13 protein-coding genes are annotated in these 12,241 nt (G+C 42.8%); 12 read left to right on the top strand and 1 reads right to left on the bottom strand.

Annotated features, from left to right (window positions below):
• Positions 1-6: 6 nt before the first annotated feature.
• The 12 genes from INF28_RS02195 to INF28_RS02140 all read left to right on the top strand — a co-directional run bounded on the left by INF28_RS02195 (position 7) and on the right by INF28_RS02140 (position 11,401).
• Positions 7-1,221 carry a PstS family phosphate ABC transporter substrate-binding protein gene (locus INF28_RS02195; RefSeq protein ID WP_226391842.1) on the top strand — a complete coding sequence of 405 codons (1,215 nt, stop codon included), beginning with the start codon at positions 7-9 and terminating at the stop codon, positions 1,219-1,221.
• Positions 1,222-1,247: 26 nt separating this feature from the next.
• The gene (locus INF28_RS02190; RefSeq protein WP_226391841.1) at positions 1,248-2,054 is read left to right on the top strand and encodes a purine-nucleoside phosphorylase; all 807 of its coding nucleotides are present in this window, start codon (positions 1,248-1,250) and stop codon (positions 2,052-2,054) included.
• A complete protein-coding gene (locus INF28_RS02185) occupies positions 2,051-2,509 on the top strand; it encodes an S-ribosylhomocysteine lyase (protein WP_226391840.1) in 459 nt (152 codons plus the stop codon). The genes INF28_RS02190 and INF28_RS02185 overlap by 4 nt, the downstream gene beginning before the upstream one ends.
• A complete protein-coding gene (locus INF28_RS02180; protein WP_226391839.1) occupies positions 2,506-3,765 on the top strand; it encodes an amidohydrolase in 1,260 nt (419 codons plus the stop codon). The genes INF28_RS02185 and INF28_RS02180 overlap by 4 nt, the downstream gene beginning before the upstream one ends.
• A 22-nt stretch (positions 3,766-3,787) precedes the next feature.
• On the top strand, positions 3,788-4,285 hold the full coding sequence (purE, locus tag INF28_RS02175) for a 5-(carboxyamino)imidazole ribonucleotide mutase (RefSeq protein WP_226391838.1): 498 nt from the start codon (positions 3,788-3,790) through the stop codon (positions 4,283-4,285).
• Positions 4,286-4,316: 31 nt separating this feature from the next.
• Positions 4,317-5,354, top strand: coding sequence for a phosphoribosylformylglycinamidine cyclo-ligase (gene purM / locus INF28_RS02170; protein ID WP_226391837.1), 1,038 nt, complete (start codon positions 4,317-4,319; stop codon positions 5,352-5,354).
• A complete protein-coding gene (purN, locus tag INF28_RS02165; protein WP_226391836.1) occupies positions 5,348-5,947 on the top strand; it encodes a phosphoribosylglycinamide formyltransferase in 600 nt (199 codons plus the stop codon). Before purM ends, purN begins: the two co-directional genes overlap by 7 nt.
• A 26-nt stretch (positions 5,948-5,973) precedes the next feature.
• A complete protein-coding gene (locus INF28_RS02160; RefSeq protein WP_226391835.1) occupies positions 5,974-6,687 on the top strand; it encodes an IMP cyclohydrolase in 714 nt (237 codons plus the stop codon).
• Between the two features lie 14 nt (positions 6,688-6,701).
• Positions 6,702-7,877 carry a phosphoribosylaminoimidazolecarboxamide formyltransferase gene (locus INF28_RS02155; protein ID WP_226391834.1) on the top strand — a complete coding sequence of 392 codons (1,176 nt, stop codon included), beginning with the start codon at positions 6,702-6,704 and terminating at the stop codon, positions 7,875-7,877.
• 94 nt (positions 7,878-7,971) lie between these two features.
• Positions 7,972-8,658 carry a DUF975 family protein gene (locus tag INF28_RS02150; protein WP_226391833.1) on the top strand — a complete coding sequence of 229 codons (687 nt, stop codon included), beginning with the start codon at positions 7,972-7,974 and terminating at the stop codon, positions 8,656-8,658.
• 299 nt (positions 8,659-8,957) lie between these two features.
• Positions 8,958-9,434 (top strand): D-aminoacyl-tRNA deacylase, encoded by a 477-nt coding sequence (dtd, locus tag INF28_RS02145; protein ID WP_226391832.1) that lies wholly within the window; start codon positions 8,958-8,960, stop codon positions 9,432-9,434.
• 2 nt (positions 9,435-9,436) lie between these two features.
• Complete coding sequence (locus INF28_RS02140; RefSeq protein WP_226391831.1) at positions 9,437-11,401, top strand: beta-L-arabinofuranosidase domain-containing protein; 1,965 nt, start codon at positions 9,437-9,439, stop codon at positions 11,399-11,401.
• Between the two features lie 116 nt (positions 11,402-11,517).
• Here the strand turns inward: INF28_RS02140 and INF28_RS02135 are convergent, their stop codons facing one another.
• Positions 11,518-11,868, bottom strand: a complete 351-nt coding sequence (locus INF28_RS02135) for a hypothetical protein (protein WP_226391830.1) — start codon at positions 11,866-11,868, stop codon at positions 11,518-11,520.
• Positions 11,869-12,241 lie beyond the last annotated feature (373 nt).

The following is a 12,241-nucleotide window of genomic DNA, read 5'->3' as shown; positions in this document are numbered from 1 at the left end:
GAGGATATGGAAAGTATCTGGATGCTTTTGGGAGCGTTTGCTTTGAGCTTTTTATTGATAGCGGCTGTGCAGAATGTGCGGCATAGATGGCTGAAAGCGGTCGTTTGTATCGGCTGCTTCGCCTTTATCGCAGTCTGCTGCTTGCTTGCCGTGTTTCAAGCGTCTTTTTCAGAGTTTCCATATACAAAATTATTGTGCAATTCTTTGATATTGGAATGCGTGTGTGTTTTTGGGTATTTACTGCTGTTTCTTTTGAAAAAAAGAAACAGGGGAATCATGACCCTGCTTGGAAGTTTTTGCGTGTTGTGCGCCGTTGTTCCGGCTTGGTATTTATCCTTTGATTCGGTTTGGGTGTTTACGGAAGAATTGGAATTTGCAAACACGGGACATTATCAATATATGCCTTCTGTCAGAAAAGACGAATTTGGACAGGAGAACCCCATCGCCTGGAAAGAGCCTTTGCCAAAAATTGATGGAGATGAAGGGAGTTTCCCGTTCTATGCTTCTGCGGCAGAAGTGTTGTATCCAGAGACAGAAAAAAAGAAATTGGTGGTATCTTCCGGTTTGTACGCTGCATTTTATCAACTGCTTGACGGAAAAGCAGATTTGATCTTTTTGAAGGAACTTCCCAATTCTTTTTTAGAAGAAGCGGCTCAAAAAGGAATTTCTTTGCAAATTACACCGATTGGAAAAAAAGGGTTGGTTTTCATGACCCATGAGAAAAATCCCGTTGATGATCTCAGTGTGGAACAGATACGGGACATTTATTCCGGTGCAGTCACCGATTGGACACAGGTGGGGGGCAAAGATGCTCCGATCCATACATATCAATCCCGTCAAATATTGCCGTCGTTTTATACGATGGAAAACCTTCTTGATGGGATGGACCCTGTACAGCCGCAGATGATGAAAAAGGCGATGGATCCTATGCCGCATCCATACAGGAATGAGAAAAACGCAATCGGTTATGCGTATTTTGATGATGCGATGAAAATACCGGACCATGTTCCGGTAAAACTATTGAAGATCAATGGCGTGATGCCCACACAGGAAACCATGCAAAACGGCAGTTATCCACTCCTTTCAGAGATGTATGCAGTTACAGCCGGCGGGGAAAATCCTAATCTTGCGGCTCTTTTGGAGTGGATGCTTTCTGCGGACGGGCAAAAACTTTTAGAAGAAACAGGCTATATACCGGTTACACCTGCTGATGAAAGGTGAAATGAAATTTTTGATAAAGGGGCAGTATGATGTATCAAGAAGCGACAGAATATTTAAAAAGAAGAGTTGGAACGGATGCAAAAATCGGGATCATACTGGGAACCGGACTTGGACAGGCGGCGGAAGCAGCAGAAGATCCTGTCGTGGTACCTTATAGCGAGATACCAAACTTTCCTGTATCTACGGTTTCAGGGCATGCGGGAAGATTTGTTTCAGGAAAGATTGCTGGCAAGTCAGTGCTGATCATGCAGGGTAGGGTGCATTTTTATGAAGGGTATTCGATGGCACAGCTGGCTGTTCCTGTGCAGGCAATGCACATGCTTGGCATAGAAAAGCTGATCGTGACCAATGCATCCGGCGGCATTTGTGAAAATTATTTTCCCGGGCAGATCGTCTTGATTACGGATCATATTAAGATGACGGCAGACAGCCCTTTGCGGGGAAAAAATCCAGACGCTCTGGGGAGCCGGTTTTTTGACATGACGCAAGCCTACCATCCCGCACTAAAGGCGGCGGCTCATGCGGCTGCGGCGGAAATGGGTCTGACGCTTCTGGAAGGAGTGTATGCCTATATGGGCGGTCCGCAGTTTGAGACCCCGGCAGAGATTCGAATGCTTCGTGCTTTAGGAGCCGATCTGGTGGGGATGTCTACCGTGCCGGAAGTGATTACAGCGGCGCACTGTGGCATGCAGGTGCTGGGGCTTTCCTGCGTGACCAACATGGCGGCGGGAATGAAAGATGGCGGGATGAATCAGGAGGTCATTGCGCAGGCAGAAGAAAAGCTCAAAGAGCGTTTAAAACAGCTGATCATCAAGGTGGTGAGGAAAATTTGAAGACCATAGCAAGCTTTACGGTGGATCATAGAAAGCTCAAGGAAGGGGTGTATATTTCCCGTATTGACGGGGATATTGCGACTTATGACCTCAGGATGCGGATCCCCAATACAGGAGATTTGCTGTCCAATGCCGCTATGCACTCTTTGGAACATATTTTTGCCACGCTGGTACGGAATTCCTCGTCCGGTGAAGATGTTATTTATTTTGGCCCTATGGGATGTCAAACCGGCTTTTATCTGTTGATGCGCAGCTTGGACCACGAAGCAAATCTGCAGCTGATCCTGGAAATTCTGAAAGAGATTCAGCAGTATACAGGCCCCATGCCAGGGAACAGCGAAATCGAGTGCGGCAATTATAGAAATCTGGATCTTGGGCTGGCAAAGCAGGAGGCAGAACGCTATTACAGCAAAATAAAAAATTGGACAACCGAAAAGATGAGGTATGCAAAATGAGCATTTTGATTTATGATGTAACAGCCGTGACCATGTGTGACGAACTTGGTGTGATCCCTCAGGCCTATATTGCGGTGGAAGGAAACCGAATTGCTTATGTAGGAACTCAAAAACCCCCAGGACATTTTGATCATGTGATAAACGGCGGAGGGATGGCGGCAATGCCCGGTTTGGTCAATGCCCATACCCATATTGCCATGACTCTTTTACGCAGCTATGCGGATGATATGAATTTGCAGGACTGGCTGTTTCAAAAAATTTTTCCCTTTGAGGATACTTTAACGCCGGAACAGGTTTATCACGGCAGTTTGATTGGCATCATGGAAATGCTGGCAAGCGGGACGACTTGCTTTCATGATATGTATTTTTTCCAGGAAGAGACAGCACGTGCTGCAGAACTTTTGGGCATTCGCGGCGTTTTGAATGAAGGGATTACCGATGCTGTATTGGATGTAAAACTGGAAAAGACCGAGCGGTTGATCGAACAGGTGAAAAATGGCAGCGGTAGACTGCGTGTCGGTATTTCTCCCCATGCGGTTTATACCTGCAAGCCGGAAACTCTGCGCCGCTGCGCTGCGTTTGCAAAGGAATACGGACTGCGCTTGCATACACATCTGTCAGAAACCTTGACGGAAAATGAAGATTGTCAGCGGGACTATGGTAAGAGTCCCACGCAGCTGATGGAAGCGTGCGGCCTGTTTTCGATTCCGCTTACAGCGGCGCACGGCGTTTGGCTTTCTGACGAGGATATGGATATCCTAAAGAAGAACCATGCGGCTGTGGTACATAATCCAACCAGCAATCTCAAGCTGGCATCCGGCGTGGCTGAGATACCAAAATTGATAGAAAAAGGCATCTGCGTGGCGCTGGGGACCGACGGGGCTTCCAGCAACAACAATCTTGATATGTTTGAAGAGATGAAGCTGTGCGGCATTCTTCATAAAGGGGTTTTAAGAAACCCGACCGTGCTTCCTGCGTGGGAGGTTTTGAAGATGGCTACTGTCAATGGGGCGAAAGCCTTGGGATATGATGATTTGGGCATGCTGAAGGAAGGGTATTTGGCCGATTTGATTCTGGTGGACTTCCACTCGCCCCATCTGATGCCGAACCACAATACGGTGTCCAATTTGGTATATGCCGCCCGGGGAAATGATGTGGCATATACCATGGTGGATGGTCAAATTGTCTACCGCCGTGGAAAGGAATCGGCAATTTATTCTCAGCAGCAGAAAACAGCAGATGATTTTTTAATATAAAGAACAGAGAAGGAGATAAAAAATGGCACAAGTAGCAATTATAATGGGAAGCAATTCGGATTTACCAGTGGTAAAAGGTGCGATCGAACAGTTAAAACAATTTGATGTTACCTATGAAGCACATGTGATTTCTGCACACAGAACACCAAATCAGGCGGAAAATTTTGCAAAAACGGCGAAAGAACGTGGAATTAAGGTGATTATTGCTGCAGCGGGAAAAGCAGCACATTTGGGTGGTGTGATTGCGGCATATACCACTTTACCGGTGATTGCACTGCCAATCAAATCTTCCTTGATGGATGGACTTGATTCCCTTTTATCTATGGTCCAAATGCCGTCAGGTATTCCTGTGGCTACCGTGGCGGTGAACGGAGCGGATAACGCGGGGATTTTAGCGGTACAGATGCTGGCTTTGGCGGATCCGGATTTAGAAAAGAGACTTGAAAAGTTTAAAGAGGATATGGCTGCGGCAGTTATGGAAAAAGATGCCAAACTACAGGAAGAATTGAAAAATCTGTAATGAAATATAAAACAGCGGAGGAGAAAATACTATGAGTCAGGCGTATAAAAGTGCGGGTGTAGATGTGGAGGCCGGATATAAAGCAGTCGAACTAATGAAAGAACATGTAAAGCGGACGAATATTCCGGGTGTGATTTCTGGTATCGGCGGCTTTGGAGGATTGTTTGAGATTGGTGCGGGGTATCAAAATCCTGTATTGGTTTCCGGAACAGATGGTGTGGGAACTAAATTGAAGCTGGCTTTTGTAATGGATAAGCATGATACAGTTGGTCAAGACTGTGTAGCCATGTGCGTTAATGACATTGCCTGCGGCGGTGCAAAACCTTTGTTTTTCCTGGATTACATTGCAGTAGGGAAAAACGTGCCGGAACGGGTAGCGAATATTGTAAAGGGAGTTGCTGATGGCTGTGTTCAAGCGGGATGTGCCTTGATCGGCGGTGAAACAGCAGAAATGCCCGGATTTTATGCCCCGGACGAATATGATCTTGCAGGCTTTTCGGTCGGAATTGTAGATAAAGACAAAATTATTGATGGGTCTCGGTTGGAAGCAGGCAATGTGATTATAGGAGTGAAATCCTCCGGTGTGCATTCTAACGGCTATTCTTTGGTGAGAAAAATTTTCAGGATTGATGATAGCCCGGAATGCGCAAAAAGAATGCATGAATATAGCGAGGAACTGGGTATGACCATCGGCGAGGCATTGTTGACGCCGACGAAAATTTATGTAAAGCCTTTGATTGCTGCGATTGAGGCGACAGATGTACGTGCGGTTTCCCACATTACTGGCGGTGGATTTATTGAAAATATTCCGCGGATGCTGAAAGAAGGCACACGTGCAAAAATAGAGAAAAATAGTTTTGAGGTTCTACCTATATTCCGTATGATTCAGGATTTGGGGCATGTTTCGGAACAGGATATGTTTAACACCTATAATATGGGAATTGGTCTGATGTTTGCCGTTCCTGCTGACCAGGCGGACAAGGCTATTGCGGCAGTAAAAAATGCCGGAGAAGAGGCTTCTGTGGTTGGAGAAATTACCTGTGGTGAAAAAGGAGTGGAAATATGCTGAATATCGGTGTTTTGGTTTCCGGTGGCGGAACGAATCTGCAAGCCTTGATTGATGCCCAAAAATCTGGTATTATCCACAGCGGCAGAATCGTGACCGTGGTTTCCAACAAGCCGGGGGTTTATGCACTGACCAGAGCTGAAAATGCTGGAATTGATGCACATGTAATTACGAAGAAGGAATGCGGTTCTTCTGATGCTTTTGATGCAGCTCTTTGTGCATACCTTCAGAAAATGCAGGTGGATGTTGTTGTACTTGCCGGATTCTTGGCAATTCTCGGGGATAGTTTTTTATTAGTTTACAAAGACCGCATTTTAAATGTGCATCCCTCGTTAATCCCGTCCTTCTGCGGAGATGGCTTTTATGGGCTGAAAGTACACCGGGCGGCGCTTGACTATGGCGTCAAGGTGACAGGTGCTACGGTACATTTTGTGAATGAAATTACAGACGGCGGGAAAATTATCTTACAGAAGGCGGTTGATGTTTTGGAAGAAGACACGCCTGAAACGCTGCAGAAGCGAGTCATGGAAGAGGCAGAATGGAAAATTCTTCCGGAAGCAGTTGAATTGGTTTGCAGCGGAAAAGTGCATGTTTAAAATATAAGAGAAAGAAGGAATTTATTTTGAAAACAATTGATATCTGTGAAGAATTGAAAAATAACAGTTATCCTGGCAGGGGAATTATTCTCGGTAAATCTGCCAATGGAAAATTTGCGGCTGCAGCTTATTTTATTATGGGAAGAAGTTCTAATAGCCGGAACCGTATTTTTGTAGAAGATGGTGATGGCATTCGTACTCAAGCTTTTGATCCTTCCAAATTAGAGGATCCTTCTTTGATTATTTATGCTCCGGTACGTGTTTTGGGAACAAAAACCATTGTAACCAATGGGGATCAGACCGATACCATTTATGAATTGATGGACCGGCAGATGACCTTTGAACAATCCCTTCGCACCCGAGAGTTTGAGCCGGATGCGCCGAATTATACGCCTAGAATCTCCGGAATTATTCACAGAGAAGGCAATGGATTTAACTATGCTTTGTCTATTTTAAAAAGCGCGGATGGAAATCCGGATTCCTGTCGCAGATATACGTTCAGTTATCACAATCCTGTGGCAGGACAGGGACATTTTATTCATACCTATATGCAGGATGGTGATCCTCTGCCCAGCTTTGAAGGAGAACCAAAGCAAATTGCCATACCCGATGATTATGAGGCCTTTGCAGATGCCTTGTGGCAGAGCTTGAACGAGGAGAACAAAGTGTCACTGTTTGTACGGTATATCGACTTGGAAACCGGGGAACTGTTTTCAAAAATTATCAATAAAAACGTATAAGGGGGAAAGATAGAATGAAAGAAATGGAATTAAAATACGGCTGTAATCCAAATCAGAAGCCGTCACGGGTTTTTATCGAGGAAGGAGAACTGCCTTTTACAGTGCTTTGCGGCAAGCCCGGATACATTAACCTTTTGGATGCGCTCAATGGATGGCAGCTGGTGAAGGAACTGAAAGAGGCAACCGGCCTGCCGGCGGCCACTTCGTTTAAGCATGTTTCCCCTGCTGGGGCAGCTGTGGGCCTTCCACTATCGGATACCTTAAAGAAAATATATTTTGTAGATGAAAGCATTGAGATGACGCCCCTTGCAAACGCTTACGCGCGAGCAAGAGGCGCAGACCGTATGTCTTCCTTTGGTGATTTTATTTCTTTGTCAGATGTTTGTGATACTGCTACGGCTCAGCTGATTGCAAAAGAAGTGTCTGATGGTGTCATTGCCCCTGGCTATACAGAAGAAGCTCTTGCTATCCTAAAAGGAAAAAGGAAGGGAAATTATAATATTATTCAGATTGATCCTGCTTACGTTCCGGCTGAAATTGAACGAAAACAAGTTTTTGGCATTACTTTTGAACAGGGACGCAATAATTTAAAAATTAATGAATCGTTGCTTGAAAACGTGGTAACTGAAAAAAAAGAGATAACTTTGGAGCAGAAAAGAGATTTGATGATTGCGCTAATCACGTTGAAATATACGCAGTCAAACAGCGTGTGCTATGTGAAAGATGGGCAGGCTATTGGAATTGGTGCTGGACAACAGTCAAGAATTCATTGTACTCGTCTGGCGGGCAATAAGGCAGATATTTGGTGGCTTCGACAAGCGCCTCAGGTGCTGAATCTCCAGTTTGTGGATGGAATCAAGCGTGCAGATCGTGACAATGCAATCGATGTTTATATTTCTGACGAATATATGGATGTTTTAGCAGATGGTGTCTGGGAAAAAACCTTTAAAGTGAAACCTCCCGTTTTTACAAAAGAGGAGCAGAAGGCATGGTTGGCAAAAAATACAGATGTTGCCCTTGGTTCTGATGCGTTTTTCCCGTTTGGTGACAATATTGAACGGGCGCATAAATCCGGTGTTACAGTGATTGCTCAGCCAGGTGGAAGCATACGTGACGATAATGTGATTGAGGCATGCAATAAGTTTGGTATGGCTATGTCATTTACGGGTATCCGTCTGTTCCATCATTGATACAAATAAAGCGTTTTAAAAAAAGGTTCTATTCTCAAAAATATCAAGTAAATATGTATAAGAAAAGAATCATGTATAAAGGGAGGAAATTTTTATGTTGCGAGCAACATTGAAAAATGCTGCAAAACAGCAGCTGAGCGGAAAATGGACACCGGCTGTATTGGCCACTCTGATCGTTTTGGTGATAGCAGGTGCCTGCGGAGCGTTTATGGGTATGGGAAATTCTTTGTCTCTTATCGGTCAGCAAGGAAACGCCTCAAGTCTTGCAGTGGGCGGCGCTGTACTTAATGTGATTTCAACGATACTTTATATTCTGGTTGTGCCGGCGCTTATGCTCGGCTTAGTGCGGTTTTTTCTAAATTTGGCAAAAATGCAGCAGGTTGAAATTTCCCAGATTTTTTGGGGATTTCGGTATTTGCTTAAAGTGATTGGTCTAGAAATCATGATTGCCATTTTTGTTTTCCTTTGGTCTTTGCTGTTGATTGTGCCCGGTATTATTGCTGCTTTTCGTTATTCGCAGGCAATGTTTATTTTGGCGGACAATCCTGAAATTGGTATTATGGATGCGATTCGGCAAAGCAAGCAAATGATGATCGGACATAAATGGGAATACTTTGTTCTCGAGCTGAGCTTTATAGGCTGGGGAATATTATCAACGTTCTGTTTCATCGGAATGCTGTGGCTTGCGCCCTATATGTATACGACTTATGCAAATTATTATTTATATTTGTGTGGTTTAAATGTACAATCAGCAGAATCAGTACAGAACTTTGTACAGTAACTTTAAAACAATATGATTGGGAAAAGATCTCATAAAACGCTTTGGCTTTTTGAAGCGGTCATGTTTAAAACATGGCCGCTTTGTTATCTGCAAAAAAGTGAACAAAATATGTGGGAAAAATGATTGTTATTTTCAAAGTGATATGCTATAATGAGTTATATCCTTATATTGGTGCAGATACAATGTAATAGCTGTTTTAGGCGCTTTAATATGCCTGCTTTTGGCAAGAATTTAGTTGATGATCGGGCATGATCTGATCGATACAAAAAATGATCATGAAGTATTATGAGGAGAAAAAGATGAGATTTGTTTTACAAAGAGTGCTTGAGGCAAAGGTAGAAGTAGATGGTGAAACCAAAGGACAAATAGGAAAAGGGTATCTTTTGCTGGTGGGAGTTTCTGAGTATGACAACAAGGAAATTGCGGATAAAATGATTGAAAAGACAGCAAAACTGCGGATCTTTGAGGATCATCAGGGAAAAACAAATTTGAGCATCGATCAAGTGGGTGGTGAAATTTTGGTGGTTTCTCAATTCACCCTTTATGCAGACTGCAAAAAAGGGAACCGACCGAGCTTTGTCCATGCGGGAGAGCCTCAATTCGCTAAGGAAATTTATGAACATATTTTAGAAAGATGCAGATCGCTTTTTCGGCGAACACAAAGCGGTGTTTTTGGGGCTGATATGAAAATCTCGTTGATCAATGACGGCCCTTTTACTTTGGCGCTGGATAGTGAAGAACTTTTTAATGATATTATTTTAAGGCAAGGAGGGTGAAAATGATGCAGAAAATAGCTTTTGGAAATGAGGAACAAAAAATGAGGAAATTGGATTTTTTTTTGCGGGATGATGCAAAGCAGTGTGAGTACATAGGGATCATAGATGAAATGATAAAATATGTCGAATCGTTTCAACTTCTTGATACACAGTTGTGGAAACGTCTCGCACAGCAGTTCCACGAAGATGCGGATTTTGATGCAGGCTGGCGTGGAGAGTACTGGGGGAAAATGATGCGCGGCGCATGCATGATATATCGCTATACACAGAATCAATTATTATATAATGTATTGAAACATACAGTTGAAGATTTACTGATTCATCAGGAAGAGAATGGAAGGATTAGCAGTTATGCGGTGAGTCATGAATTTGATGGATGGGATATTTGGGGCCGGAAATATGTTTTGCTTGGAATGCAGTATTTCCTGTCTATTTGTAAAGAAGAAGCTTTATCTGGACGAATTATGAATTCTATGTGCAGACAGCTTGACTATATCATCCAGAGGATCGGAAAAGAAGAGGAGGGAAAACGTCCCATTACTTCTGCGACCCGGCATTGGCGCGGATTGAATTCCTCATCTCTTTTGGAGCCGGTGGTGTATTTGTATTCTTTGACTGGAAAACAGGAATACTTTGATTTTGCATCTTATATTGTGGAATGCGGCGGAACAGATGTAGAGAATATTTTTCGCCTTGCGTATGAGGACAAGCTGTATCCATATCAATATCCGGTGACGAAAGCATACGAAATGATTTCTTGTTTTGAGGGCTTGCTGGCTTATTATAGGGTAACAGGAATTGAAAAATATAGGACAGCAATTGTAAATTTTGCAAATAAAATTTTAGAAAGTGATTTTACAGTTATCGGGAGTTGTGGGTGTACACATGAATTGTTCGATCATTCTTCTGTGCGGCAGGCGAATACCACGAATGGAAAAATAGCGCAGGAAACCTGTGTTACAGTGACCTTGATGAAATTTTTTACTCAGATGACCATCCTGACGGGAGATGCAAAGTATGCGGATGCGGTAGAGTGTTCTTTGTATAATGCCTACATGGGGGCGGTGAATACCGAAAAGGTCATTGAACCCTCAATTCGTAAAGAGCATTCAGATTGGATTTTAGAACCCCTTCCTTTTGACAGCTATAGTCCATTGACTGCAGGGACGCGGGGAAATGGTGTAGGAGGTCTGAAAGAAATGTCAGATCATCATTATTATGGCTGTTGTGCATGTATTGGCGCGGCAGGATTTGGCGTGGTTCCATTGCTACAGCTGCTTAGGAATGAGAAGGGGTTTGCTATTTCTCTTTTTATCGATGGAACAGTTCGGACAAAAACACCGGAAGGACAGCAGATTGTATTTGAAACCCAAACAACATACCCAAAATCTGGAAATATTCAAATTAGATTACATATGGAACGAGAAGAACAGTTGGAAATTCTTGTGCGAAATCCGGGATGGAGTAATGAAACCTTCTTTGCTGTTAATGGCCTTCCTATCGAAACAAAAAAAGGCTATTTGTCTTCCCGGCGGATTTGGCATGATGGTGATGTTCTTGAAATAACATTTGATATGAGAACACAGGCTGTTTTCCCTGTTCCATATGGCAATCAGGTACTGATGAATAAAGTAATATGGGGTAAAAATTATATGGTTCCTACTTATGATGAAGAAGATCCGCTGGCACATAGACATGTTGCCCTGCGCCGCGGGCCTATTATGCTTGCTCAGGAAAACCGCTTGGGATATAGTGTAGATGATCCTGTGGATATTAAAATTGATGAAGACGGTTTTATTCAAACGTTGGAACCTGTGTCTCAAAAAGCGCCTTATCCCGATATAATTGAAGCGGAAATACCGCTAAAAGATGGCGGGCATTTGTTGGTTACCGATTATGCTTCCGCTGGGAAGCTTTGGAATGAAGAAAGCAAAATGGCTGTCTGGATGTTGACCAAAGACATGTAACGGGTTTGGAGCCTATAAAAGGCTGTAAAAATTCTTTTTCAAAAGAATTTTTACAGCCTTTGGTGTGTTCATTAAAAATTTGTTGTACTAATATGATATAAAAATCAATAGTTGATTTATTTTCCGTTTTCAATAAATTCAGAGGTAATGGGTTGTCCAGCGCATCGAGCGGTTTCTATTTCCAATACAGTACGAACTACATGCATTCCTTTTTCGTCCAAAGAGTTATAGCGTTCCAAAACATTCAAAACGTCCTGATTAATCAGAACCGGGTTTTGATAATTGATCAGTTGAATATCCAATGCCTGACATATTTTGGTGACGGTATCATAAGCAGTTCCGCCGACACCATTTTTCAGCGCACTTGCAATGGTGGTGTAGGGGATATCCAAGTATGTGGTAAATTGTCTTACGCTTTTATACTGCTTCTTAATTTCCTGCTTAATCAGTGCTGTTAATTGATCCATAAATTCTTCTCCTCCACATCTTAGGCGCAATTTAACGCCGAAATTAAATTTTATAAAAATCTTTGAGAAAATAAATATTCAATAAGTATGATCCAGGTACTTATGAAAGACATATTTATTCTCGAAAAAAAACCTTTCCTTTTATTTTACTCTTTTTTATGAAATTGTCAAGTAAATTTCGAAAAACTTGTTAAAAAAAATACAAATTTAACAAGTTTCATCTAAGAATAGAAAAGCCCCCGAATAGTGAACAGGTCCAGTAAAAACGGACAATAGAAAAAATCGCCCTCCTATGGTATAATAAAAACTATCAAAGGGGGGCATTGTTATGCCAAGAAAATACATAAAAATAAGGCAACACGAAGAAGAATTG

The organism is Ructibacterium gallinarum (genome assembly GCF_014982785.1).
Taxonomy (GTDB): Bacteria; Bacillota; Clostridia; order Monoglobales; family Monoglobaceae; genus Ructibacterium; species Ructibacterium gallinarum.
The sequence above is the reverse complement of the archived record's forward strand: the minus strand, read 5'-3'. Positions and strand labels throughout refer to the sequence as shown.

Coding starts and splice junctions, on each gene's coding strand:
- INF28_RS02195 (WP_226391842.1), top strand. CDS start 7: ATGGAAAGTATCTGGATGCTTTTGGGAGCGTTTGCTTTGAGCTTTTTA.
- purM (WP_226391837.1), top strand. CDS start 4,317: ATGAGTCAGGCGTATAAAAGTGCGGGTGTAGATGTGGAGGCCGGATAT.
- purN (WP_226391836.1), top strand. CDS start 5,348: ATGCTGAATATCGGTGTTTTGGTTTCCGGTGGCGGAACGAATCTGCAA.
- INF28_RS02140 (WP_226391831.1), top strand. CDS start 9,437: ATGATGCAGAAAATAGCTTTTGGAAATGAGGAACAAAAAATGAGGAAA.
- dtd (WP_226391832.1), top strand. CDS start 8,958: ATGAGATTTGTTTTACAAAGAGTGCTTGAGGCAAAGGTAGAAGTAGAT.
- INF28_RS02180 (WP_226391839.1), top strand. CDS start 2,506: ATGAGCATTTTGATTTATGATGTAACAGCCGTGACCATGTGTGACGAA.
- INF28_RS02135 (WP_226391830.1), bottom strand. CDS start 11,868: ATGGATCAATTAACAGCACTGATTAAGCAGGAAATTAAGAAGCAGTAT.
- INF28_RS02190 (WP_226391841.1), top strand. CDS start 1,248: ATGATGTATCAAGAAGCGACAGAATATTTAAAAAGAAGAGTTGGAACG.
- purE (WP_226391838.1), top strand. CDS start 3,788: ATGGCACAAGTAGCAATTATAATGGGAAGCAATTCGGATTTACCAGTG.
- INF28_RS02150 (WP_226391833.1), top strand. CDS start 7,972: ATGTTGCGAGCAACATTGAAAAATGCTGCAAAACAGCAGCTGAGCGGA.
- INF28_RS02155 (WP_226391834.1), top strand. CDS start 6,702: ATGAAAGAAATGGAATTAAAATACGGCTGTAATCCAAATCAGAAGCCG.